This window comes from Jidongwangia harbinensis (assembly GCF_020216025.1).
Lineage (GTDB): Bacteria > Actinomycetota > Actinomycetes > Mycobacteriales > Micromonosporaceae > Actinoplanes > Actinoplanes harbinensis.
The window spans coordinates 63,821-83,755 of the sequence record NZ_JAIWNC010000001.1 but is presented as its reverse complement, the minus strand read 5'-3'; the positions used below and the strand labels follow the sequence as shown (position 1 = coordinate 83,755).

Annotated in this window: 16 protein-coding genes; 10 read left to right on the top strand and 6 right to left on the bottom strand. The window is 73.5% G+C overall.

The window, feature by feature from the left end; genetic code table 11:
• The first annotated feature begins 202 nt into the window (after window positions 1-202).
• The 5 genes from LDL48_RS00360 (at window position 203) to LDL48_RS00340 (ending at window position 6,247) form a co-directional block, all read left to right on the top strand.
• The gene (locus LDL48_RS00360) at window positions 203-793 is read left to right on the top strand and encodes a helix-turn-helix transcriptional regulator (RefSeq protein WP_225252891.1); all 591 of its coding nucleotides are present in this window, start codon (window positions 203-205) and stop codon (window positions 791-793) included.
• A gap of 215 nt (window positions 794-1,008) precedes the next feature.
• Complete coding sequence (locus tag LDL48_RS00355; RefSeq protein ID WP_225252890.1) at window positions 1,009-3,375, top strand: right-handed parallel beta-helix repeat-containing protein; 2,367 nt, start codon at window positions 1,009-1,011, stop codon at window positions 3,373-3,375.
• A gap of 578 nt (window positions 3,376-3,953) precedes the next feature.
• Entirely contained in the window at window positions 3,954-4,295 is a 342-nt protein-coding gene (locus LDL48_RS00350) for a hypothetical protein (RefSeq protein WP_225252889.1), read from the top strand.
• Window positions 4,292-5,425, top strand: coding sequence for a hypothetical protein (locus LDL48_RS00345; RefSeq protein ID WP_225252888.1), 1,134 nt, complete (start codon window positions 4,292-4,294; stop codon window positions 5,423-5,425). Before LDL48_RS00350 ends, LDL48_RS00345 begins: the two co-directional genes overlap by 4 nt.
• A gap of 78 nt (window positions 5,426-5,503) precedes the next feature.
• Window positions 5,504-6,247: a hypothetical protein gene (locus LDL48_RS00340; protein ID WP_225252887.1), complete on the top strand. Its 744-nt coding sequence runs from the start codon at window positions 5,504-5,506 to the stop codon at window positions 6,245-6,247.
• Window positions 6,248-6,297: 50 nt separating this feature from the next.
• On the opposite strand, the gene LDL48_RS00335 is transcribed toward LDL48_RS00340, so the two are convergent.
• On the bottom strand, window positions 6,298-7,677 hold the full coding sequence (locus LDL48_RS00335; RefSeq protein WP_225252886.1) for a family 43 glycosylhydrolase: 1,380 nt from the start codon (window positions 7,675-7,677) through the stop codon (window positions 6,298-6,300).
• A gap of 151 nt (window positions 7,678-7,828) precedes the next feature.
• On the opposite strand from LDL48_RS00335, the gene LDL48_RS00330 reads away from it, so the two are divergent.
• Window positions 7,829-9,013: a PQQ-binding-like beta-propeller repeat protein gene (locus LDL48_RS00330; protein WP_225252885.1), complete on the top strand. Its 1,185-nt coding sequence runs from the start codon at window positions 7,829-7,831 to the stop codon at window positions 9,011-9,013.
• Between the two features lie 53 nt (window positions 9,014-9,066).
• Here LDL48_RS00330 and LDL48_RS00325 read toward each other — a convergent pair whose 3' ends face one another.
• On the bottom strand, window positions 9,067-10,188 hold the full coding sequence (locus LDL48_RS00325; RefSeq protein ID WP_225252884.1) for an amidohydrolase family protein: 1,122 nt from the start codon (window positions 10,186-10,188) through the stop codon (window positions 9,067-9,069).
• Between the two features lie 127 nt (window positions 10,189-10,315).
• On the opposite strand from LDL48_RS00325, the gene LDL48_RS00320 reads away from it, so the two are divergent.
• From LDL48_RS00320 to LDL48_RS00310, 3 genes are all read left to right on the top strand, one after another.
• The gene (locus LDL48_RS00320; RefSeq protein ID WP_225252883.1) at window positions 10,316-10,681 is read left to right on the top strand and encodes a PadR family transcriptional regulator; all 366 of its coding nucleotides are present in this window, start codon (window positions 10,316-10,318) and stop codon (window positions 10,679-10,681) included.
• Window positions 10,678-12,195: a hypothetical protein gene (locus LDL48_RS00315; RefSeq protein ID WP_225252882.1), complete on the top strand. Its 1,518-nt coding sequence runs from the start codon at window positions 10,678-10,680 to the stop codon at window positions 12,193-12,195. The genes LDL48_RS00320 and LDL48_RS00315 overlap by 4 nt, the downstream gene beginning before the upstream one ends.
• Window positions 12,196-12,315: 120 nt before the next feature.
• Window positions 12,316-13,593 carry a hypothetical protein gene (locus LDL48_RS00310; RefSeq protein ID WP_225252881.1) on the top strand — a complete coding sequence of 426 codons (1,278 nt, stop codon included), beginning with the start codon at window positions 12,316-12,318 and terminating at the stop codon, window positions 13,591-13,593.
• A gap of 63 nt (window positions 13,594-13,656) precedes the next feature.
• Here the strand turns inward: LDL48_RS00310 and yidC are convergent, their stop codons facing one another.
• The 3 genes from yidC to LDL48_RS00295 all read right to left on the bottom strand — a co-directional run bounded on the left by yidC (window position 13,657) and on the right by LDL48_RS00295 (window position 15,701).
• Complete coding sequence (gene yidC / locus LDL48_RS00305) at window positions 13,657-14,496, bottom strand: membrane protein insertase YidC (RefSeq protein WP_225252880.1); 840 nt, start codon at window positions 14,494-14,496, stop codon at window positions 13,657-13,659.
• Window positions 14,497-14,677: 181 nt separating this feature from the next.
• Complete coding sequence (locus LDL48_RS00300; RefSeq protein WP_225252879.1) at window positions 14,678-14,959, bottom strand: DUF6412 domain-containing protein; 282 nt, start codon at window positions 14,957-14,959, stop codon at window positions 14,678-14,680.
• A gap of 55 nt (window positions 14,960-15,014) precedes the next feature.
• Complete coding sequence (locus LDL48_RS00295) at window positions 15,015-15,701, bottom strand: SDR family NAD(P)-dependent oxidoreductase (protein ID WP_225252878.1); 687 nt, start codon at window positions 15,699-15,701, stop codon at window positions 15,015-15,017.
• A gap of 104 nt (window positions 15,702-15,805) precedes the next feature.
• Here LDL48_RS00295 and LDL48_RS00290 point away from each other — a divergent pair, with 104 nt between their 5' ends.
• A complete protein-coding gene (locus LDL48_RS00290; RefSeq protein ID WP_225252877.1) occupies window positions 15,806-16,414 on the top strand; it encodes a TetR/AcrR family transcriptional regulator in 609 nt (202 codons plus the stop codon).
• A gap of 15 nt (window positions 16,415-16,429) precedes the next feature.
• Here the strand turns inward: LDL48_RS00290 and LDL48_RS00285 are convergent, their stop codons facing one another.
• Window positions 16,430-19,831, bottom strand: coding sequence for an AfsR/SARP family transcriptional regulator (locus LDL48_RS00285; RefSeq protein WP_225252876.1), 3,402 nt, complete (start codon window positions 19,829-19,831; stop codon window positions 16,430-16,432).
• Between the last annotated feature and the right edge of the window lie 104 nt (window positions 19,832-19,935).

The following is a 19,935-nucleotide window of genomic DNA, read 5'->3' as shown; positions in this document are numbered from 1 at the left end:
TCCAGTATCGGTGCGCCCCGGCCGGCCCGGTCGTCACGTAAAGGGGGGACGTGGATCTCCACGTCTTGCCGAGTCGCGACACGTACCGCAGGATAGTGACAACGGTCGATCAAAGCCGATTCCTGCCGGCATCCTGGTGTGCCGCGGCGGCTGCCTTCCGTCTACCTATCGATCACGGGGAAGGATTGTGATAGGGATGGGAATGGGCGTGGTCGAAATATTTGAGACGTGCCCGACGTTCGCTTACGGCCTCCGCCGAATATGTATTGAACAGGGATTCCAGGTCGTCGTTTTCCGGTCGTCGCCGCTGGAGGGACCGTCGGAGCGGGCGGACATGGTAATTGTCGATCCGCGAATGGCGGGCCAGATGTTCGGCCGGTTCCTGACCGGTGCCCGGGCGGTCGCCCCGGTCCTCGTGACGACCGACGCGCCGGACCCCGACGCGCTCGCCGAATACCGGCGGCAGGGCGCGAACGGCGCGGTGCACCGGGATGCCGACGTTGTGGTCATCGCGGACGCGCTCCGCGCCGTGGCGCTGGGTGGTGACTACTGGCCCGCCCCGGCGGCCGCGGACGGGTCGGTCGACCCGGGCCGCCCGGTGCTCTCCCATCGGGAGCGGCAGGTCCTCGGGCAGATCGCGCTCGGGCGCACCCACGCGCAGGTGGCGCGCACGCTCGGCATCAGCCAGCACACGGTCGACACCTACGTGAAGCGCATTCGCAGCAAACTCCGACTGGGAAACAAGGCGGAACTGACCCGGGCCGCGGTACTGGACCAGCATTCACTGATTTAGCACCGGGCGGCCCGCGTTTCCGTCCGAACGGCCGGGCGATACCTTCCGGCCGGATGTGCCATGCGTCACGGAAAATGCGAGGTCGAGCGCGCGGCGCTGATCGGTACGTCGGTATTCGTCCCTTCGGTGGAGGTAGCCGCGACGCGGGCCCTCGTACGGTTGCACCCGATTCGCACCCCGAATCCCACGAATCCGCAACCGTTTCCGGAGCCTTGATGCCCCTTGCTTTCCGCGTTCGTCGCGCCGTTGTCCTGACCGCCCTCGCCGTGGCCCTGCCGGCCGCCTCCGCCGCCGTGGCCACCCCCGCCACCGCCGCGCTGCCGGACGCCCCGGCGTACACGCTCGCCTCGACGCTGAGCCCGGCGCCGCTCGGCGCGGACGCCTGCGCGGCGGACCCGGCCTGCGTCGTGGCCGCCGCCCCGCGCGGCGGAGACCTCGACGACTACACCGCCCTGCTGCAAGCGGTGAGCACCGCCGCGACCCGCACCCGCCCGGCGGTCATGGCGGCCGACGGCTCCGTGCTGACCCCGCCGGTCACCGCGACCGTGCGGCTCGCGCCGGGCGTCTACCGGCTCACCAGCAGCCTGCGGCTACCGCCGAACGTCGACCTGCGCGGTGCCGGGATCGCGGCCACCAGCCTCGTCATGGACGCGACCCTGAACTGGCGCAACTTCAGCTACGGCTTCCTCGTGCGGGCCAGTGACAAGAAGGAACCCGGCAGCGCCAACCTGGTGGCCGACCTCACGGTCAACGGCAACTGCCGCACCGGTGCCGGGGCGCCCGAGCCCGCGGACCTCCCGGGCCGGCCCGGCCAGCCGTGCGACCTGCGCGCCGCGCTCGGCGCGCACACCAACACCGGCGGCGGCATCGCGGTCGGGAACCGGTGGACCGTGCGCCAGGTCCGGTTCACCAACTTCGAGTACTTCAAGCTCTGGGTCTCCGGCACCGAGGGGGTGCGCATCGTCGACAACCGCTTCGACAACTGGGGCGGCGCGGAGTCGGACGGCGAAGACAACATCGGCGGCGGCGGCCGCAACGACGGCACGGTGATCGAACACAACCGGTTCGACCGCACGGTGCGCGGCAACAGCTTCGACTTCACCAACGCGATCCGCACCACGGTACGCAACAACGTGGTGCACACCGACCCCGCGGTGGCGGCGTCCCGGGACGAGTCCGAGTACGGCAACATGTACTTCGAGGGCGTGGTCGGCGCCGCGGTGACCGGCAACGTGCTCTTCGGCGCGCACATCGTGCTGACGTCCAACGCCGGGTACGCGCACTCCGGAACGAACAAGGACATCACCAACCCGCGGGACATGCTGGTGGCGGGGAACCGCATCGTCGACTCCGCGACCGTCGGCGTGGCCGTCGGATACGCCGACTACCCCGACGCGGACGGCACCGGCGGCACGCCCGGCGGGTGGACCGACGCCAGCACGGGCCCGGCCGACCACGTCGTGCGGCCCGGCGGCAACAACATCGTCCGGGACAACCTCATCGAGCGCCCGCGCCAGTCCGGGATCATCGTGTACGGCACCGCGCACGCGAAGAACGCCCCCGACGCGGTGCTGGGCAACCGGATCGTGAACGCCGGCTTCGGCGGCTCCACCACGTACAACACCGGCTCCGGATACTTCGACACCGCGGGCATCGGGCTCTCCGTGGGCCGGGGCGACGCGATCCACGGCAACGCGGTGGTCGACGACCAGGAACACCCGACCACCTGGTACGGAGTCCAGCTCGGCGCCCGCAGGTCCGCGGCGCGCCCGAGCGACACCTCGCTCACCGGCCCGGACGGAGTCACCAACACCGCGGACGGCATCATCGCCACACCGCTGCGCACCGCCGCCCTCGCGCCCGAGGCGCCGGGCAACCTGACGGCCGACGGCGCCGTGCTGACCTGGGACGAGGCGTACCCGGCGGGGAACCCGATCGCCGGCTACCGGGTGTACCGCGACGGCGTGCCGGTGGCCGATCTGCCGGTCGGCAGCGCGGCGGTGCCGGGCAACCTGCTGGACCCGGACGCGGCCGACCTGGAGTCCGCGGCCGCGGGCACGGCCGGGTGGACCGCGGGCGCCCTGACCCGGGTCTCGCGTACCGACACGGCCGGCGCCGTCGGCACGTCATCGCTTCTGCTCAGCGCCACCGGCGCCGGCCAGTTGAGCGCGTCCGGCCGCAAGGTCACGGCGGTGGCCGGCGACACGTACACCTCGGTCGGCTCGTTCCGCGCGGGCGGGGCCGGCCGCCGGGTCCGCGCCGGTCTCGCCTTCACCGACGCGGCCGGCAAGGTCACCCGTCTGGGCAGCCACAACTCGGCCACCGTGGACGGCCCGGCCGGCTGGACCACCAGCTCCTACACCGCGAAGGCGCCGTCCGGGACGGTCGCGGTCCAGGCGTTCATGATGGTCGAGGGCGCGGTGGCGGGCGAGGTCCATCTGCTGGACCGGCTCGGCCTGGTCGCCGGCACCGCGACCGAGCAGTGGGCCGACCCGTCCGGCACGGCCGGGCGGTTCGACGTCGTCGCGTACGGCGTCGTGAACGGGGAGAACTCGGCAGTCACCAGCCTCACCACCTCCTGATCGACCGCGACCCACGGGAGCAATCCTGCCGGTCCAGGCTCAAGAACGGCTCCGGGCCGGCTCCGGAGACGCGCAGATCCTGGGCCGGCCGTGCGCGCGCCGGCACCCGGGCCGGACCCGGTACGCCCGGCCCGGACCGGGTGCCCCGCATGACGACGTCGGTGTGTCGCCGAGGTGGGCGGTGACAGTCCGCGATCATCTCACTGCTACATCCCTCCGGAGATCTGGTGCAGGTGGGCTGTGTCGCGGCCGCCATGGCACGAGCGACCGCCGGCCACCGGGGCGCGCCGATCACCCCACCACCAAGTTGCCTCTCCCACGGATCTCTTCACTCGATCACCCCTTTCGGTCGAGCTTCTCGGGACAATTCGATTCCGGGATTGGATTGGCGGCCGGTGTCGGGAATTGTGCAGATCATCTGTCGGGTTCGACGGTCCGGGCGGTGTCGTGGTCGGTCTTTATCTGATTAAGTCAAAGGTGTTGTCCGGTCTGCTGCGATTTAGTACCCGGCGGCCGGCGATTGATGCTCTTGAATTCCTTTGACCGACTGATCGGAAGTTGGGGCCGAGGAGGGCGGAATGACGGAACTGGTGTACGGGCGCGGAACCCGCTCCGCCGACGAGGTTCAGCGCGAGATCGATCGGTTCTGGGCCGAGCTGGAGCACGACGACAAGCTGCAGGCGGAGCTGCGGGCGGCCGGGCTGGATCTGCGCGCCGTCCCGCCGGAACGACGGCCGGAGGCCATTCAGGTCCGGGTGCGCGGCGCCGGGCTGGACCCCACCTCGGTGGCGCTGATCGTGGCCTTCGCTCCGGTCGCGAACGCCGTGCTGGTCTCGTTGTGGGAGCAGGTGCTGCTGCCGAAGATCCGTGACCGGTTCGGCCGTGACGCCATACGGGACGAGGAAACGACCCAGCCGTGAGCACCAGGCGTCTGCTTCCCCTGCATGCCCAGAAGGCCGTCGTCGGGCGTGCGCTCGTCTACCGGGCGCTGGATCTGTATCACGTCGAGCTGGACTCGGCCGGGTACGGAGTGCTGTGGACCGGGATCCGCAGCCGGGTCCTGGACTCGACGCTGTACCAGGTGGAGTTCTGCCCGACCGGCTCGCTGAGCGAATACCTGCATCAGCTGGGTGCCGAGATCAGAGCGAATCTGTCGTTTCCCGACGCCGATGCGCGCGGGGTCTGCGAGCCTCTCCTCGACGAGATCGATCAGGTCCTGGACGAAGCGGGCCGCGCCACCGATGACCTGTTGACCGGCGCTTTCGGTGACGCGGTGACGGCGGCCGTCGAACTGTACCGGTGCCACGGCCTGGACCTGCCGGACGATCTGCGTCAGCGGATCACCGCGTCGTTCGAGTACCAGTCCGAGCCGGTCCGCTCGGAACTGCCCGTCGCGCTCACCGCGACGACCGTGCTGCAGGATCTCGCCGACGGGCCCTCCGCCTGCGTGGCGGTCCGGGTCAACGCGCAGATGCTGGACGAGCTCACCGTGTTCTCGCTGCCGTACGTCCTGCTGCACGAATGCGTCTGTCACGTCCTGCAGGGACCGTGGCAGCCGGGCCGGCGCCAGCCGGATGCCAGCAGCCGGTTCGCCGAGGGCTGGATGGACGTGGCGGCCTTCGTGGCGCATCAGATGCTGGACCGCCTGCGGCCTCCGTCCGGGTCGCCGCTCGATCTGCTCGTGGCCCCGCGGCCGGCGGCGCACGCGGAGGCCGCGGAGCGGGTGCACGCCGCCCGGCACGCGCAGAGCAGCTGGGACCGGGCCTGGAGCCAGCGGGCCAAGGGTGCCCGGGCGGCGCGGGCCGTGCAGGCGCTGCTGGGCCGGCTCCCCGAGGTCCGGCACCTCGATCCGGCGGCCGTCTTCCTCATGCTGAGCGTGCAGCTCAACACGTCGAGCTTCGACAACAAGCAGCGGGACCTGTTCGCCACCGAGGTGTACCGGGCGACGCTGGGCCGGATCCACCCCGGCCTGGTGGCGGAGCTGCGCACGTACGTGGAGACCCGGGACCTCGGCCGCCTTGTCAAAGAGGTGACCGGGTTGTTCACTTGACAAACGAATAACGATGGACGAGGCTGATGCCACGAAGGAACGGTCAGGGGCAAGCCAGCCAGCGCAGAGGGTCGGGTCATGATTCACCGCTACCGGGTGCTGAACGGCATCCTGGCGTTACGCCAGTTCACCGTCGCCGACCTCGCGCGCTACAGCGACGTCAAGGACACCACCGTACGCACCGTCCTGGCGCGGGAGGCGCGGTTCGTCGAGCGGGCCGGCACCCGGTCCGAGGGGCGCCGTGGCGGCCAGTCGATCCAGTACCGGCTACGCGCCGACGCGGAACAGGATCTCGTCGATGTGCTGGGCGAGCTCGAGGAACTCGGCAAGAAGGTCTCGCCTCTGGTTTCGGATCAGGAGGACCCGGTGATCCTGTCGCTCATCGCCGCCGAGGACGTCCTCCTCCGTCAACTTCCGCAGGCCAGTCAGGCGGACCGGGCCGGCCTGGTCGAACTCGCGAACTCCGACTACGGGGCGGCCAACCTGGTCCGCTCGGACCATCACGAGGCGGGGACGCACCGCCGGGTCGTGGAACTGCTGCTCCGGCTCGCCGTGGTCGAGCAGACCGCGCTGGAGATGGCCGCGGTGGCGCTGCCGACCGTGGACATCGGAGCACGGGACTGGCCGGTGCAGGCCACGCAGGTGATCCGGAGTGAGCCGATGGGCGGCAAGGAGCTGGACGCCCTCGGCCGGGACCTGCAGGAGCTGCTCCAGTCCTGGCCCCAGCTGAGCGACCGGAACCTGCTGCCCGACCTGGTCACCCGGGTCGGCGGCAGCTGGTTCGGCTCCGCCATCTTCCAGGCCGGCCGAGGGGCGCCTTAGCGACGAGGGTCGATGCCCCCGCGTCCCCTCCGCCGGCCGTCCGCTGACGGTCAGGCCACGTCGATCGCGTCGATCTCCGCGAAGTGCGCGCCCTTGCCGTACGCGATCGTGTTCCGGCCCGCCGTGAGGGTGATGCCGCGTTCGGCCGTCTGCCAGTTGTCCCAGCCGGTGACGGGGTAGTCCACGGTGCCGGCCGCGGTGTCGTTCACGACCAGGGTGTGGCTGGCCGCGCCGGCGTCGGATCCGTTGGCGTAGCGGGTGTACAGCCGGTAGGTGCCGGCCCGGGGTACGTGCACGGTGAACGTGACCCGGCTGTCGTCGAAGTCGATGCCGCCGACGACCACGCCGTTGCTGGCACCGGGCGCGTACCGGGCGTTGGCACGGGCGAACGTGGCGTCCTCGGCCTCGTACCGCACCTTGGCACCCGCCACGACGGGCCGGCCGCCCTGCCAGTCGAGTCGCTGCGAGTACATCGCCCGGTAGCTGAAGCCGGGGTTCCAGCCGTGGAAGATGATCCGGTCCTGGCCGTCCGGGCCGGTCACGATGTCCTGGCCGCCCGGGCCGCGGACCGACCCGGCGAACGCGTCGGTGGTCATCAGCGGCGCCGGTGCCTTGGTGTACGGCCCACGCAGCCGGGTCGCGGTGGCGTAGCTGCTCAGGTAGCTGCCGTTGCCGAAGAAGTTGGCGGAGTAGAACAGCACGTACCGGCCGTTGTGCTTCCACAGCGTCGGCGCCTCGACGAGGATGCCCTCGAACGGCTTGTCCTGTTTGATCAGCGCGGTCTCGGTGCCGGTCCGGCGCAGCCCGTTCGCGGTGACCTGCTGCAGGTGCAGCCAGGTGTCCTGGGCACAGCAGTTGCCGTCGTTCTTCCATAGCAGGTAGCGGCGCCCGTCCTCGGTGAACGAGGAGGCGTCGATCACGCCGCCGGTCTCCGGGGTGCAGACCAGGGTGGTGTCGCGGGGGACGAACGGCCCGCCGGGCGTGGTGGCGGTGGCGGCGCCGATGCACTGCTTGCCGGAGGCGCGGTCGTGCGCGGTGTACCACATGACGAAGCTGGCCGGCCCGGTCGCGAACACCTCCGGTGCCCAGACGCCGTGGTCGCCCGGCCCGCCCGGCGGGAAGGACCAGGCCGGGTCGGCCCACGCGCCCAGGGACGGCAGCGCGTCGCTCTGCTGCGCGGTCCAGCTGACCAGGTCGGTGGAGGTGGCCCACCGGATGTTCCGGCCGTCGCTGTTGGTGGCGTACGCGTAATAGGTGCCGCCGACCTTCATGACGTCCGGGTCGGCGAAGTTCTGGTCGATGACCGGTCCGGACGCGACGGCGACCGACGGCGTGGCCGTGGCGGTGAGCAGGCCGGCGGCCAGGGCCAGGGCGGCGGTGACGGCGGTCGCCAGGCGCAGGGAGCCGCGCCGGGCATGGGACAGGGTCATGGATTCTCCACTGAGGTCGGCGGGTGTTACATCATGGCGGTTTCCTTTGGTTTTCTGTCAAGTGATGTTCGTAATTTGGCGACTACACCCTGCGGTAGATATCTCCCTGTTTCGGCCACGCCTGCTTCTTGCCTGCCATATTGTCCGGTTCATGCAACTTTCTTCATTCCTGCGTAGTTCGTTCGGCGTGCTGCTCGCTGCGGCGGTCGCCGTGGCCGGGACGCCCTCCCCGGCGGTCGCCGCCGTACCCCTGGTGTCCGCCGCGCCGGCCCCCACCGTCGGCTTCGACGGCCTGGTGTACGCCAGCGCACGTGTCGGCTCCACCGTGTACGTCGGCGGCAGCTTCCGGAACGCGATCGTCAACGGCCGGTCGGTGCCCCGCAAGCGACTGGCCGCCGTGGACACCCGGACCGGCAAGCTGCTGCCGTGGGCGCCCGAGACCAACGGCACGGTGCTGGCGCTCGCCGCGTCCGGCTCCGCGCTGTACGCCAGCGGCAAGTTCACCACCGTCGCCGGGCAGCCGCGCGCCGGCCTGGCCGGCCTCCACCCGGCCAGCGGCGCGGTCGGCCCGCTCCGGCACACCGTGAAGGGCGAAGGCACCGCGCTGGCGGTCGGCGGCGGACGGCTCTACCTGGGCGGCACGGTCACCGCCGTGGACGGTCGCCCGGTTCGCAACCTGGCGGCGTTCCGGCTGTCCGACGGGGCGCACGACACCACGTTCGTCGGCGGCGCCGACGGGCAGGTGCGGGCGCTGTCCGTGGCCGGGTCCCGGCTGTACGTCGGCGGCGGCTTCAAGCGTCTCAACGGGACGGAGGGCACCGCCCGCCTCGCCGCCCTGCGCCTGGCCGACGGTCAGGTGGACCCGGGGTTCCGTCCGGCCACCCCGTACACCGCGTTCGCGCTCGCCATCACCGCGGGCCGGGTGTACGCGGGGCTGGCCGGCCCGGGCGGCCGGGTGGCGGCGTACGAGCCCACCGGGAACCTGGTCTGGAGCACCGTCACCGACGGCGACGTCCAGGCGCTCACCACCCTGCGCGGCACGATCTACGCCGGCGGGCACTTCACCGTGGCCTGTGACCGGCCGTCGCGCACCGCCACCTCGTGGTGCCCGACGACGCTGCGCACCCAGCCGAAGCTGGCCGCCCTGAACCCGGAAACCGGCCGCCTGCTCGACTGGAATCCGCGCAGCAACGGCCGGTGGGGCGTGCTGACCCTGACCGCCGCGGCCAACGCGATCGCGGTCGGCGGCGAGTTCACCGCGTTCGGCAGCGTCAAGCGCCCGCACTTCGCCCAGTTCCAGGCGTGCTTCTACGGGTGTGGTGGCCGCACCCGGTAGGCGGATGCCCGGCGTGCCCGGCGTGGTCGTGGCGGGGCCCGCTCGCCCTCAGATCACGATCCGGGCACGCCGCGGAACCGGTGCCCCGCGACCCAGACGCCGGTGATGTTCCGGGTCGCCCCGATGTCGGTCGTGGGGTCGCCGTCGACGAGAAGCAGGTCGGCCCGTCGCCCGGCGGTGATCTCGCCCCGGTCGGCGAGACCGAAGACCTGCGCGGGCCGGACCGTGGCGGCCCGCAGCGCCTCGACCGGTGACAGGCCGGCCTCGACGAGCAGTCCCAGTTCCTGGTGCATCGCCTCACCGTGCGGCGGCGAGAACGGCGTGGCCGGGTCGCGGTTCGCGTCGGTGCCGGCGAGGACGGTCGCGCCCGCGTGGTGCAGCCGCCGCACGGAGTCGAGGGAGTTGGTGAAGTCCATCCGCGGCATGACCCGCAGGGCCGCGAGCGCGCGCAACGCCGGGCGGCGCCCGATGGTGGCGCAGATCCCGCGCATCATGACAAGCGTGGGGGAGACCACGAGCCCGGGCCGGGCGGCCTCCCGGCTCACCACCGCCTGGACCGGCACGTGGGTCACCACGTCCGCGCCCGCGTCGACCGCCGTCCGGAACGTCGGGCCGGTGACCGTGTGGGCGATCACCGTGAGCCCGTGCCGATGGGCGGCGTCGACGAGCGCCTGCACGGTGGCCCGGTCGAGCGCCTTCGTGCCGGGCTGCTTCGGGTCCTCGACCAGGATCTTCACGTAGTCGGCGCCGTCCCGTACCCGGGCCGCGACGTGCTCCTCGGCACCGGACGGGTCCGCCACGCCGATGCTGGGCGGATAACCCATCTTGCGGATCGCCGTGGCACCGGGGGCGACCGCCGGGTGGCCCGCGCTGAACAGGTCCGCCACCGCGTCGAGATGGCGCAGCGGCATGGTGCGGTCCAGGTGCGGGGTGCCCATGTCGAGCACGGTGGTGACACCCCAGTGCGCCGACGCCTCCAGGTCGGCGCGATCCTCGACGTGGACGTGGGTGTCGATCAGCCCGGGCAGCAGCGTGCCGCCACGGGCGTCCACCCGGCGCGCGGCGTCCGGCGGTGCGGACACAATGCGACCGCCGTCGAGGTGCACGGAACGCGGCTCAGTCCGGCCGGCCCCGTCGAAGACCCGGACATTGTCGATCGTGGTGGCTTCCCACATCGCGGCGACTCCCGACGTCCGGACGACAGAATAGACCGACAAGCTACCCGCCGTTCCCGGCCGGCCGGGAACGGCACCTCGGCAGCTGACCGTTGCCTGATACTCAGATGATCTCTATATTGGGTGCATGGCTGCCCCGATGCGTGAACCCACCTTCTGGATCCTCACCGCACTGGCGTCGGAACCCCGGCACGGCTACGGCATCATCCAGGAGGCCACCGCCCTGTCCGGCGGCGCGGTCAACCTGCAGGCCGGCACGCTGTACGCGGCACTCGACCGGCTGGCCGCCGACGGCCTGGTGGAGATCGACCGGGAGGAACTCGTCGGCGGGCGGAACCGGCGCTACTACCGGCTCACCGACCACGGCGCGGGCGCCCTGGGCGCCGAGACTGAGCGGTTGCGGACCAGTGTCCACGCGGCCACCACCCAGCTCAAGCGCTTCGGGCTCGGCTCGGCGGGCGCACACCGGCTGGGCGGGCGGGTGGCGTGGTGACCGTGCTGACCGCCTCGTCGCGCACCGTCGACCCGCGACTCGTTCGGGCGTACCGCCGGCTGTTGTGGATCTATCCGCCGGGCCCGCGCCGCGACGAGTTGCTCGACACCCTGGTCGAGTGCGCACCGCCCGGCCGGCGCCGGCCGGCCCTCCGCGAGCGGGTGAACCTGGCGCGGCACGGCGGCCGGGCCCGGCTCGGCCGGCCGAACAGCCGGGGGATCGTCGTGCTGGCCCTGTTCTTGGCGCTGGCCGGCGGGTTTCTCGGTGCCGGCGGCACCAACTGGCTGGGCTGGCAGGCGTCCCGGCCGCTGCCCGTCGGCGCCGAGGCCGCCGAGATCAGCCGGACGATCTTTCCGGGACTCACGGTGTGGGGCGGCGGCGACGCCGCCGACGTCGTCAGCCAGGCCGACGGCGAGGGCATCGAGTACGGGTACGCCGTCTCGTGGGTCAGGCACACCACCGCCACCCGGGACGTCGCCGCCTACACCGCGGGCGTCCGGGCCCGGCTGGAGGCGGCCGGCTGGACCGTGACCAGTGTCGACCCGCCGCTGGATCAGACCGACGTGGTCGGCGCGCATCCGGGCGACCGGGCGGCGGGCTTCACCGCCGCCCGTGGCGAGCTGGGGCTGCGCTTCGCCGACCACTACTGGCCCGGGCGGCCCGCCTACGACGGCGATGGCAACGCCCTGTACTACCTCTGGCAGCAACCGCCACCGTGGCTGGCGGCGGTGACCTGGCTCGGTTTCCTGCCCGGCGCGGTCCTCGCCTGGTTGCTCACCGGGTGGGCGAGCCGCCGCCTGGAGGCCAGCCCGGTGATGTCCGCCCTGGCCACGGTCGGCGCGGTGCTCGCGGTGCTCTGCGTGGTGCCGTTCGCGTTGCTGGCCCTGGCGGGTGGCACGGGGCTGGCGGACGAGTCCGCCGCGGCGTCCTGGGCGGGGCTGGCCTTCGTCACGGCCGGTGCGGCGGTGCCGTTCGGGGTGCTGGCGGCGCTGGTCCTGCTCGTCGCGGCGGCGCAGCGACCGCGCCCCCGGTTCCCGCGCGGGCGGCGGTGGGCGGCGACGTGGCTGGGGGCGGTACGACGCCGGTCGCCGCTCGCCGTCGGGCTGACCACCGTCGCGTCCCTGCTGGCCGTGCTGGGCCTGTACGGCGTGGTCGACCGGCACCTGATGCCGGGATCGTGCACCCCGTCGGTGCCGGCCGGCATCGTGGATCCGCCGAGCGCGCGGATGGGCGACCGGGCCCGGGTGTTCATCGACGCGCGGGCCACGCAGGACCAGCGCAACCTGGCCGAGGCGGCGATCTGGCGCGGGCTCGGCGGCAGCCCGGAGTTCTCCGGAGATCCCCGGTCGGGCGGCTTCGCCGGTCCGTTCTGCGAGCACGGACGGGTCCGGGCCGAGGCCGCCGAGACGCTGCCCCGGTACTGGACCGTCGAGCTGGCCAGCCCGGGCCTGTTCGGTGGTCTCGCCGCCGAGACGATGGCGATGCCGGGCGTGGTGGCCGTGCAGCACTTCTAGGGCCTCCGCGATCCGTGCGGATCGTGTGCCTTCTCGATGAACGCCACGGACCATCCTGGGCGCACTCGAGGCTCGAGCCGACATGTGGCGGAGCCGAAATCCGTGCCACCGGAGGTCTTCATGCATCGACTCAACGCGGGCAGGTCCATCGGCGCGGGGCTCGTCCTCATCGCCGCCACCGCGGTGGCGTTCACCGGCGGCGGCGTGGCGGACGCCGACCCGGTGACCGTCGCCGCGCCCTGGGACCGGGACGCTCAGGAGGTGGCCGCCACCAAGCACGTTCCCGGTTTCGGCGGGGCCTACCTGGACGCCGACGGATCCACGACGCACGTCCTGTTGACCCGGCCCGACGAGGAGGGCGCGGCGCGGTCCCGTGCCGCGCTGGCCGGGCTCGGCCTGTCCGGTGGTACGGGCAAGACCGTCGTGCACCGGGCCGACTACACGTTCGCCCAGCTGAAGATCTGGCGCGACGCCACCAGATCGGTGTTCGCGCTGCCAAGCGTGACCTCGCTGGAGATCGACGAACGCCGCAACCGGGTGGTCGTGGGGCTCGAGGATCCGGACCGGCACTCGGCGGCGGTCCGTGCGGCGGTGACCCGACTCGGTATCCCCGAGGCCGCGGTGACCGCGGTGCGGCGGGGAGCGGTGACGATGACGGTGCGGGATCAGACCCGGCCGCTGCACGGCGGTACCCAGATCGTCTCCACCGCCGCGCTGCCGACCTGCACCCTGGGATACCCCGCGACCCGTCAGGGCGTCGCCGGTTTCGTGACGAACTCGCACTGCTCGGCCAACCGCGGCGTGGTCGACAACGGCCGGTTCTGGCAGCCCACCCGTCCCGCCGGGGACGGCGGTGTGGTCGGCCTGGAGACGGCGGACACCGCGGTCAACGCCGGCCTGTTCGACTGTCCGGTCAACCGGCGGTGCGCGAGCGCGGACGCCAACTTCGTGGCCGCGCAGACCGGCGTGAACATCTCCCAGGGCAGGATCGCCCGCCCGGCGGTGAACAGCACCAACTGGAACGGGACCGACACGTTCCGGGTGACCGCGGCCGACGGTGGCGCCGCCCTCAACTCCGCGGTCCAGAAGGTCGGGCGGACCACCGGCCGTACCACCGGCACGGTCACCGGCACGTGCGTCGACTTCACCGTCAACAACACCGACATCTACCTGTTCTGCCAGCAGACCGCCAGCTATAACTCGGCCGGCGGGGACAGCGGTTCGCCGGTCTTCAGGGTCACCAACTCCCCGGCCACGAACGACGTCACCGCGGTGGGCGTCAACTGGGGCAACTTCGTGAACGGCGCCGGGGTCACCAACGGCATCTTCAGCGGATTCGGCCCGGTGGAGCGGGAGATCGGCGCGCTCAACATCTGTGCCGCCGGATTCGCCTGCTGACGCGAACCGGCGACGGCCGGTGCCGGTGCCCTCCGTGGAGCGCACCGGCACCGGCCCGTCAGGTCACCGCGCCGGGCCGGCGCCGTTGCGCGGTGGCGGGTACCGGCGCAGGATCCACATCTGCTGCCCGAACCCGAACAGGCTCTGCGTCAGCCAGTAGAGGACCACGCCGATCGGGAAGAACGCACCCGAGACGAGCAGGGACAGCGGGACGCCGTACAGCATCAGCCGCTGCACCGTCCGGGCCTGCGGTTCGGGCGCCCAGCCGGTGCTGCGGATGGTCATCCGGCTGGTGAGGTACGTGGTGGCGGCCATGAGTGCGATCAGCACCGCCGCCACGACGGTGACGGTGGGCCGGCCGGCGCCGAGCGGCTGCAGCTGGGCCGCGGTGGCGTTGAACGTCGCGGCGATCGGCGCGCCGAACAGCGTCGCCTGTGACGCGCTGTCGAACTGGGCCAGGGTCCAGCCGTACAGGGTGCGGGCGGCGTCGCTGGCGATGGACGGCCTGAGGTGGCGCAGCACGTGCAGCAGTCCGATCAGGACGGGCGCCTGCAACAGGATCGGCAGGAAACTCATCAGCGGGTTGACCTTCTCCGCCCGGTAGAGCGCGGCCAGCTCCTGCTGCAGGGCGACCCGGTCGCCCCGGTGCCTGCTCTGCAGCGCGGCGACCTTCGGCTGCAGCGCCTGCATCGCCCGTTGCGCGGCCATCTGCCGGTTCACCACCGGGATCAGGGCGGTCCGGACGGTGAGGACCAGGAAGACGATGCCGAGCACCCAGGACCAGTCCGTGTGCCATCCGCTCGCGTCGCCCAGCAGGCGCTCCCAGACGGCGTGCCAGAACAGCAGCACCGCCGAGATCGCCGAGTAGACCGCGGCCATCAGGGGACTGAACAGGGCGCTCATCGGGCCGCCCGCCGAACCGTGGTGCGGACGGCCGGCGTGCGGCGGCAGGGATTCAGGACAGCGGGCATGGTGGACCTCTCGTACGACGACCGGTGGCTGGATCAGGACCTGACGGGTCACCAGCGGCCGCGACGAGCGGTGGGGGAGGAGCCGAGCGATCGATGTGCGAGAAAGGAGACGCTCAGGCGGCCGCGAGGGGCCGGGTGGGCCCTCGCGGCCGGACGCGCCCGGAGGCGTCGGGATCACGGTGGCGGGGTACGCCGGTGCGCCGGGTCCGCTCCCGCAGCACCCGGCGCGTGACGTGCGGGCCGATCGCGGCCGGGCGGCGGCCCAGCCGCACACCCGCGGCGACCACCGTGCCCAGCAGCACGCCGGCGACGGCACCCGCGCCGGCGAGAAGACCGGTCGGGCCGGCGTCGGTCAGCACGCTGACCAGGTGCCAGAACGCCTCGAGCCAGGTCACCCGGTCAGCATAGCGACGACGCTCAACCGCCCGGACCGTCCGTCCGGGCGGGCGGCTACCAGTTCAGGACGCCGTTCTCGTCCTGGAGCGTGCCGGTCGGGCCGTCCGGGCCGAGCGTGGCCAGGCGCACGACCGTCCGGGCGCTCTCCGCGGGCGGCCGTCCGATGCCGAACGCGGCGGTCATGTCGGTGGCGGTGGGGCCGGGTTCGAGCGCGTTGAACTTGATACCCGGCTGGGACTTGGCGTACTGGACGGTGAGCATGGTCGCGGCCGCCTTGGACGCCGCGTAGAGCGCGAGCGGCAGGCCGAACTCGGGCCGGTCGGGATTGGTCACCGCCCAGAACGATCCCATGCTGCTCGACACGTTGACCACCGTCGGGTTGGCGGACCTGCGCAGCAGGGGCAGCGCCGCCTCGGTGACCCGGACGATCCCCACCGCGTTGATGTCGAAGACCCGCAGCGCCGCCGGGCCGTCGACCGGTCCGGCCCCGAGGACGCCCGCGTTGTTCACCAGGACGTCGAGCCGGCCCTCGGCCGCGTCGATGGCCGCCAGCGCGTCGCGTACCGACGCGTCGTCGGTCACGTCGAGCTGGACGAACCGTGCGCCTAGGTCCGCCGCCGCCTTCTCGCCCCGCCCGGCGTCGCGGGCGCCGAGGTAGACGGTGTGGCCCAGCTCGACCAGCTGCCGGGCGGTCTCGAAGCCGATGCCCTTGTTCGCGCCGGTGATCAGTGTGACGGTCATGGTTCTCCTTTTGTACCGCTCGGTTGTGCAGCCACCGTAGCAAGTTCTGTACCGATCGGTTGGTGACCCCCGTCACGATGTGTACCGAGCGGTAGAGTTGCCTCATGAGCAGGGAGACGCCGGCCATCGGACGACCGCGGGCCTTCGACGAGGCGGTGGTCCTCGACCGCGCCACCGAGGTCTTCTGGCGACACGGCTACGAGGGGGCGTCGCTGAACGTCCTGACCGCTGCGATGGGCATCAACCGGCCGAGCCTGTACGCCGCGTTCGGCAGCAAGGAGGAACTGTTCCGGCGGGCCTTCGCCCGATACCACGAGACCAAGGTGGCCGACGCCCGCGCCGCACTCGACCAGCCCACCGCGTACGCCGCCATCGAGGTCTTCCTGCGTTCCAGCGCCAACGGCCTCACCACCGGCGACCACCCCCGGGGCTGCCTGTCCATCCAGGGCGGACTGGCCTGCTCGCCGGAGAACACCCACGTCGCGGAGGTGCTGGCCGCCGGCCGGGCCGCCACCGAGCAGGCCCTGGAGGAACGGCTGCACCGGGCGGCGGCGGAGGGCGACCTGCCGGACGGCGTGGACGCCCGGGCACTGGCCCGGTTCGTGATGACGCTCAGCGAAGGCCACGCCGTCCACGCCGCGGCCGGCGCGAGCTGCGAGGAACTGCAGGCTTCCGTCGACATCGCCCTGCGCGCCGTCGGCAGGCCCGGCTGACGGCGTACCCGGCGGTCAGCCGCCGGCGGTGAGCGGCCCGGCCGGGTCGGCCGCGGTCACGGCCGCCTCCGGGTCCAGGTCCCAGCCGCCGGCGTACGCCGCGGCGAACGCCTCGGGGCCCAGCGCGGCCCGGCACCGGCGGGTGAGTTCGCGGACCTGCGGATCGGTGTGGTCGTGCGTGCCCCGCAGCCGGGCGGCGGTGCCGAGCAGCACGGCCGCGTCGGGTGGCCGGCCGCGGGCCGCGGCGAGCGCGGCCGCGTGCACGGCCACCGGTGCCAGGACCGGCAGTTCCCGGGTGGCCCGGGCGGCCGCGTACGCCGCCCGCAGCGCCCGGTCCGCGCCCGGCGGGTCGTCCCGCGCCAGGCAGAGCGCCGCCCGGGCGCCGGCGACCAACGGCCGAGCGGCGTCCGCGGCGCCGTCGGCCAGTGCCCGTTCCGCGGCGCCGAGCAGGTCGCCCGCCCGGTCCAGGTCGCCGAGCCGGATCCGGAGCCCGGCCTCCCACGTGTCGATCAGGATCAGCATCTCCGTCGCGGAGGCGTGCGGGGCGCGTTCCCGGGCGGCGTCGAGCATGGCCATCGCCTGGCCGGTCTCGCCGCGCCGCAGGTGCACGTCGACCCAGCGCAGGTCCTGGTGGAGCTGGTCGCCGAGGCTGGGCGTGCCGAACTCGTCGGCCAGCGCCCGGGCCGCCCGCAGGTCGTCCAGCGCGCCGTCGAGGTCGTCGTACCGCCGCAGCTGGGCGCGCATCGCCAGGGTGGCCGCCCGGCCCCAGTGGTCGCCGGCCTGCCGGAAGCGGGCCAGAGACGCCTCCACGTGCGCGCGCATCGGCCCCAGCGCACCCGCGTTCCCGGCGATCTCGGCCAGGAACATGTGGGCCAGCCCGGCCAGCCACCCGTCGTCGCCGCCGGCCAGGCTCCGGAAGGGGGCGTGCGCCTCCGCCGGGTCCAGCAGGAAGAGCAGCACCGGACCGAACACGCGGTACTGGGCCGGCAGCTCCGGACGGGCGAGCAGCCGGCCGGCCAGCTCGCGCATCTCGGCCCGGTCGGCCGCGGCCGGCCCGGCGGCGATCCCCGACGAGTTGTCCGTGCGGGTCAGCAGGTGCACGGCTCGGGCGCAGTCGCGCTCCGGTGCCGGCCCGCCGCCCGGCACCGCCAGCGCGGTGTCCAGCCAGGCGGCGCCGTCCGGCTCCCGGCCGGACATCTGCCAGTACCAGGTCAGGGCCAGGGCGAGGGCGACCGCACCGGCGGCGTCGTGGGTGTCGCAGCGGTGGCGCAGGGCGGCGAGGGTGTTGTCGTACTCGGCGCCGATGGCCCGCATGGCCGCCAGCTGGCCGGGCCCGCGCAGCTGCGGGTCGTACCCGGCGATCAGCTCGGTGACGTGGGCGGCGGCCAGGTCGCGGGCCACGCCGAGGGCGCCGGTGCCGGCCAGGCGGGCGGCGCCGTACTCCCGGATGGTCTCCAGCATGCGGTAGCGGCCGGTGCCGGGCGCGAGCTGCAGCAGCGACCGGTCGACCAGCGCGGCGAGCAGGTCGGGGATCTCGCTCGCGGGCACCGCGGTGCCGGCGCAGACGGCGGCGGCCGAGGCCGGGGTGACACCGCCGGGCAGCACCGAGATCCGTTCCGCGACGGTGCGCTCACGCTGGTCGAGCAGGTCCCAGCTCCACGCGATCACCGCGCTCAGGGTGCGGTGCCGGGGCGCTGCGGTCCGGCTGCCGGTGCTGAGCAACCGGAACCGGTCGGCGAGCCCGGCGGCCAGGTCGGGCAGCGCCAGGGTACGCAACCGGGCGGCGGCCAGCTCCAGGGCCAGCGGCAGGCCGTCCAGCCCGCGCACCACCCGCACGATGTCCGGCAGGGTGGTCCCGTCGACGTCGAAACCGGGTCGGACGGCGGCGGCCCGCTCGGTGAACAGGCGCACCGAGGCGGTCTCGCGGGCCTGGCCGACACCGTCGTCCGGACCGGGCAGCGCCAGCGGGCCCAGCGGGACCAGCGCCTCGCCGCCGACCGCGAGGGGTTCCCGGCTGGTGGCCAGGACACGCAGCCCGGGGCAGCGCGGCAGCAGACCGGCGACCAGATGGGCGACGGCGTCGATCAGGTGCTCGCAGTTGTCGAGCACCAGGAGGCACTCCCGGCCGCCGAGTTCGCCGGCGAGGACGTCCCGGTCGTCCTGCCCGGCCGGCCGGGGCGCGTCGAGCAGCGCGCCGCGGCGCAGCCCGATGCCGGCGAGCACGGCCGAGGCCACCTTCGCCGCATCGGTGACGGACGCGAGATCGACGAGCCAGGCGCCGTCGCGGTGGTCGGGGTGGTGGCGGCGGGCGGCCTCGACCGCGAGGCGGGTCTTGCCGGCGCCGCCCGGGCCGAGGACGGTGACCAGGCGGCCGGTGGCGAACAGGGCGCCGATCCGGGCGAGTTCGTCGTCGCGGCCGATCAGGCCGGTCACCGGCGCGGGCAGGCCGGCCGGGTGGATGCGACCGGGGCCGCCGGTGGGCTGCCGTTCCCCGGGCGGGCCGGCCGTCCGGTTGCGGCCGGGTCCGGGCGCCGGCTGCCATTCGTGCCCGGCCGGAGCGCCCGCTGCCGGAGTGCCGGCTGCCGGAGCAGCCGCTGCCGGAGTGCCGGCTGCCGGAGTGCCGGCTGCCGGAGCGCCCGGCGCGGGGGCGGTTCGGGCCGGGCCGAGCAGGCGCCGATGGCGTTCCCGCAGGGCGGTGCCCGGGTCGGCGCCGAGGACGTCGGCCAGGGACGCGCGGACCCGCTCGTAGACGGCCAGCCCCTCGGCCTCCCGCCCGGCGGCGGTGAGCGCGTCGATCAACAGCGCGGCGGCCCGCTCCTCGACCGGCCGTTCGGCCAGCAACCCGGTCAGCCGGGCGGCGGCGGCCTCGATGTGCCCCAGCGACAACTCGGCGTCGGCGAGGTCGGCGACCGCCCCGACCGACAGCTGCGCCAGCCGCGCCGCGACCGTCGGCGCGACCGCGGCGACGACCGCGGGTTCCGCTCCGGGCCGGGCGCCCCACAACGCCACCGCCCCGGCGAGCGCGGCGTTCGCGGCGTCCGGGTCGCCGGCCCGCAGCCGCTCCCGGCCGGCCGCGGCGAGCCGCTCGAAACGCAGCGCGTCCACGTCGTCCGGGTCCACCGCGAGCCGGTAGCCGCCCACCACCTGGGCGACCACGCCGTCGGCCGGGCCGGTCGCGGTGAGGGCGCGGCGCAGCCGGGAGACCAGGGTCTGCAGGGCGGGCCCGGGACCGGCCGGCGGGTCCTCGGCCCAGATCGCGTCGACCAGCACGCCCGGCTCGACCGCGCGCCCGCCGGCCAGCGCCAGCCGGACGAGCAGGCCCTGCAAACGGGTGCCCGGCACGGGCAGGGCGGCGCCGTCCCGGGTCACCTCGAACTCCCCGAGCAGCGTGACGCGCAACCGTGCACCCCCGTCCATGGCCTGATCTTCGCGCGCGCACCCGCAGGGCCCAAATCGGGTGGCCGTACCAGCGCGGTGTTGGTGCCGTGTCAGCGGCCCGCCGCAGTCTTCGCATGCCGGGC

Bases quoted from the DNA above. Each gene is read 5' to 3' on its own strand.
- LDL48_RS00285 (WP_225252876.1), bottom strand. From the start codon at position 19,831: ATGGACGGGGGTGCACGGTTGCGCGTCACGCTGCTCGGGGAGTTCGAG.
- LDL48_RS00360 (WP_225252891.1), top strand. From the start codon at position 203: ATGGGCGTGGTCGAAATATTTGAGACGTGCCCGACGTTCGCTTACGGC.
- LDL48_RS00295 (WP_225252878.1), bottom strand. From the start codon at position 15,701: ATGACCGTCACACTGATCACCGGCGCGAACAAGGGCATCGGCTTCGAG.
- LDL48_RS00310 (WP_225252881.1), top strand. From the start codon at position 12,316: ATGCATCGACTCAACGCGGGCAGGTCCATCGGCGCGGGGCTCGTCCTC.
- LDL48_RS00320 (WP_225252883.1), top strand. From the start codon at position 10,316: ATGGCTGCCCCGATGCGTGAACCCACCTTCTGGATCCTCACCGCACTG.
- LDL48_RS00290 (WP_225252877.1), top strand. From the start codon at position 15,806: ATGAGCAGGGAGACGCCGGCCATCGGACGACCGCGGGCCTTCGACGAG.
- yidC (WP_225252880.1), bottom strand. From the start codon at position 14,496: ATGAGCGCCCTGTTCAGTCCCCTGATGGCCGCGGTCTACTCGGCGATC.
- LDL48_RS00335 (WP_225252886.1), bottom strand. From the start codon at position 7,677: ATGACCCTGTCCCATGCCCGGCGCGGCTCCCTGCGCCTGGCGACCGCC.
- LDL48_RS00330 (WP_225252885.1), top strand. From the start codon at position 7,829: ATGCAACTTTCTTCATTCCTGCGTAGTTCGTTCGGCGTGCTGCTCGCT.
- LDL48_RS00355 (WP_225252890.1), top strand. From the start codon at position 1,009: ATGCCCCTTGCTTTCCGCGTTCGTCGCGCCGTTGTCCTGACCGCCCTC.
- LDL48_RS00350 (WP_225252889.1), top strand. From the start codon at position 3,954: ATGACGGAACTGGTGTACGGGCGCGGAACCCGCTCCGCCGACGAGGTT.
- LDL48_RS00325 (WP_225252884.1), bottom strand. From the start codon at position 10,188: ATGTGGGAAGCCACCACGATCGACAATGTCCGGGTCTTCGACGGGGCC.
- LDL48_RS00340 (WP_225252887.1), top strand. From the start codon at position 5,504: ATGATTCACCGCTACCGGGTGCTGAACGGCATCCTGGCGTTACGCCAG.